Origin of the sequence: Weissella sp. DD23, from assembly GCF_001579105.1 — a bacterium.
GTDB classification, from domain to species: domain Bacteria; phylum Bacillota; class Bacilli; order Lactobacillales; family Lactobacillaceae; genus Weissella; species Weissella cibaria.
Map to the genome: position 1 here is coordinate 468,586 of NZ_KQ970390.1, position 3,589 is coordinate 472,174.

Genomic DNA, 3,589 nt, shown 5'->3' on the forward strand with positions numbered 1-3,589 from the left:
CTCGTGCGTATCAATATCCACACTTTGCATTGGTCGATAGAGCGCTGGGATTGGCTTAACTACCCCACGTACAACAATCACACCCCCAGTTGTCATACCGCCTTCAAAGCCACCTAGGTTGTTACTGCCACGCGTAAACCCCTTGTCAGCATCCCAAAAAATTTCATCCATCACCTGATCGCCAAATTTTTCAGCATTTTCAAAGCCACCGCCAAAATCAACGCCTTTGAACGCATTAATACTAATAATGGCCCGCGCAATTTTTGCATCTAACTTTTCAGTCGCCGCAACGTAAGACCCCAACCCAGCTGGCATCCCCGTCGCCATTACTTGCACCGTACCGCCGACTGTATTTGCATCTCGTTTCGTCCGGTCGATAACAGCTTGCATCGCTTGATCGCCCTTTTCATCCAGGGCCCGCGTTGGGAAACTTTCCGTTACAGCCCTTAATTCCGCAAGATCTTGGAACGTCGTTAAGCGTTCAAGATCACTAAACGCCGGCCCAATATTTCGCACAAAACCATGTACATCAACACCAATTTCTCGCAATAGCGCTTTAGCAACGGCACCTACCGCAACACGCATTACCGTCTCACGCGCAGATGAACGTTCCAACACATTTCGTAAATCAGACTGATGGCGATATTTAATGCCCCCGACTAAATCAGCATGTCCTGGGCGTGGTCGCATGACCTTACGCATCGAATTTTCTGCATCTGCTGGCGTATTTGGATCCATAATCTTACGCCAATGATTGTGATCATCATTATGAACGTTAAGGGTGATTGGCGAACCAAGCGTGACCTGATGACGAACACCCGACAGAATGGTCACGGTATCTGTTTCAATCACTTGACGTTGCCCACGGCCGTACGCATGTTGACGTCGTGCTAATTCATGATTAATCATATCGGTTGTCACGTTTAACCCCGAAGGAATCCCCTCGATAATTGCCATTTCTTCTGGTCCATGGCTTTCACCTGCTGTCATGTATCGCATGCTATTTTTCTCCGATTTCTGTTCGATTTCTATCCACTACGCGCATAGCGTGTGTCCCAACTAAAATGACATTAATGACGCTCACGACTAGCAAACTCTGCATAACCTGTGCCAAGTGCTGTGTCGCAAATTGTCCGGTGATGATTGGCATCAACAACACCGCAAAGCTACCTGCAAAAAAGTACCAACCAGTCGCGCGACCGTTAAACCCTGGATTGTGTGCAATCAATTGCGCAACACCAAGTTGTAACACGCCACCAGCGGCCGACATACCAAACAAACCTGTTGCTAGACCAACTAAGACCACTGCGTTGGTTTTAACAATTAGCAAAAAGAGTAAGCTCATCAACGCCACACAATTTAGCATCACTAGCAACCACTTTTCAGGTATTAACCGGCGACCAGTTAACACAAAGACAATGCCAACACCTAGTAATGACCCAACACTGTAGCAAGTCATCAATAAATGTGCGTTTGACGCGCTGAAGCCGCGAACCAGTTGGAAATAGCGTGTTACCCACTGTGTAAAATGAATCATCAGCCACATCGCAGTAAAGCCATACGTCAAGAATGTCACTTGCACAATATCCCATTGCCAGCGCGGTGCCCGTGTCACCCTTTCAGTCACCACAACCGTTGCATCTGGCATATTAGTGTCAAGCAACACAACCAATGCCACCGCTAAAATCACGGCAGCCACCCAAAATACCCAACCGAACCAAAGTTGGTAATGATTTAAATTGATAATGATGATTGGCAAAATCCCTTCCCCTAACGAAATCATCGCCTTGATCAAAACATTACCGCTGGAACGACCATGATGAAGCAGCAGTAGCATTGGGTAGGCTACTGCATCTAACATGGCGTTCGCAATACCGGCAAAGCTTGTTAAGATAAGGCCTTGCCAAATGTGCGTTGAAATTGGCACACAGATAAAAAATAATCCATACGCTAAAATTGCCAGCAATAACAATGTTTTCCGCTGCCAGCGATCAGCCAATTCGCCCAAAAACGGATAAGCAATCAATTTACCAAGCCCAATCGCCGATACAACCGCTGTTGCGCCAGCTAAATCAGTATGCCAAATCGTGGTTAATGCGCTCATGGTCTGTGCGAGTATAATCAATGCAAAACCTTGCACAACGTACATGAGATAAACAATCGCCTGCATGCGAATCGCAAGTGCCTTGTTCATATTTGCGCCTCCTCTCGTTGAATCGCCGTTTCAGTCATCAACTTCAGATAATCGGAAACAAGTTGTGACGGTAACATTGACGCAAAACGCGCTTGTAACCGTTCTTGCATGGCTGCCATACGACCTGGCTGTACCACTGCTAAATGATGCTTCGCTTTAATATTGGCAACTTTATCCACCAGTGCTAGCCGCGCGACCATTGCTTGCAAGATTTGGCGATCAATCGCATCAATTTGACTTCGTGTGGTGTCTAAAACTGTTGCGTCCGCAACGTGGCGAACAATTTCATCACAAATTTCTGCCGGTGTTTTAAAATCAGTCGCGACCATTAAATCAGCCGTTCGTGTGTATTTTGTTTGCCGCTCCTGCCACAGTGTAAAAAAAGAGGCTAGTGAGTGTCGCAACATCAACGGCCGTACCTCGCCAGTCGCTAACAGACGATCGGTCACTGTACTAAATTCACTATTGAGCCAAATCGTGTAAACATCTGCCCTGTTTAACAAGGTGACACAACTTGGCGTTTCAATTACGCCACCCCCAGTGCTGATAACAACATCTTCTTGTTCAAGTGCTCTTTCTAGCAGGTTTGCTTCGATTTCACGAAAAGTTGGTTCACCAACTTGCGTAAAAAACGATGGGATGGGTTGCCCGACATGCGCAACGATCGCCTGGTCTAAATCAATAAAACGCTGGCCTAAAGCATGAGCCAACTTTTGACCCACTGTCGTTTTACCGACTCCCATAAAGCCAATTAATAATATTTTCATGCTAATATTCCCTTCGTATTTGTTGAATAGCCGTCAAAGCGGCTAATAATTCGGCTGCATTATTATCTACAAGTAACTCCCACAATCGTTGCAGTTCTATCATGAAATTCGTTACTGCTTCAGTAGTCGCAACTCGGTTCGCCAATAATATTTGTGTCCATAGTTCAGGGTTGGCGGCTGCAATCCGTGTCGTATCACGGAAGCCTGGACCGATAAATGGCCGTGCCTCTCCGCTCGCATTTACGGCCAAAGTTGCTACTAATGCTTGTGCAATTAAATGCGTCGCATCACTTGTTAACGCAATCAAGGCATCGTGTTCGGTAGCATCAACCGTTTCGAAGCGACTATCTAAAGGCGAGAGTAGCGTCATAATACGACGACAATCCGCGTCATTACCAACCAAGAAAAATGACGCTTGATTAAACCTAACCTTTTTGCGACCAAGAAATCCTGTTTCATCTGTACCGGCCATTGGATGTCCGCCAACGAAATGCGGTAGATGATTCGCCGCCTGCATAATCGGCTGTTTAATAGAGGCCACGTCAACGACTAGATTATTTGTCTGCAAATCACGTAACACCGCCATTGTTTCCTTCGGTGGCACAGCGACCACTAATAAGTCGATTGG

General features: G+C 46.4%; 4 protein-coding genes. All 4 read right to left on the minus strand.

Annotation, left to right across the window (positions count from 1 at the left end):
* Positions 1-999: chorismate synthase (aroC, locus tag WEIDD23_RS02255; protein ID WP_062358716.1), on the minus strand; the 999-nt coding region annotated here is incomplete at its 3' end.
* Position 1,000: 1 nt separating this feature from the next.
* Positions 1,001-2,194 carry an MFS transporter gene (locus WEIDD23_RS12990; protein ID WP_062358717.1) on the minus strand — a complete coding sequence of 398 codons (1,194 nt, stop codon included), beginning with the start codon at positions 2,192-2,194 and terminating at the stop codon, positions 1,001-1,003.
* Complete coding sequence (locus WEIDD23_RS12995; RefSeq protein ID WP_010373773.1) at positions 2,191-2,961, minus strand: shikimate kinase; 771 nt, start codon at positions 2,959-2,961, stop codon at positions 2,191-2,193. Before WEIDD23_RS12995 ends, WEIDD23_RS12990 begins: the two co-directional genes overlap by 4 nt.
* A gap of 1 nt (position 2,962) precedes the next feature.
* Positions 2,963-3,589: prephenate dehydrogenase (locus WEIDD23_RS02270; protein WP_242865394.1), on the minus strand; the 627-nt coding region annotated here is incomplete at its 5' end.

Coding starts and splice junctions, on each gene's coding strand:
- WEIDD23_RS12995 (WP_010373773.1), bottom strand. CDS start 2,961: ATGAAAATATTATTAATTGGCTTTATGGGAGTCGGTAAAACGACAGTG.
- WEIDD23_RS12990 (WP_062358717.1), bottom strand. CDS start 2,194: ATGAACAAGGCACTTGCGATTCGCATGCAGGCGATTGTTTATCTCATG.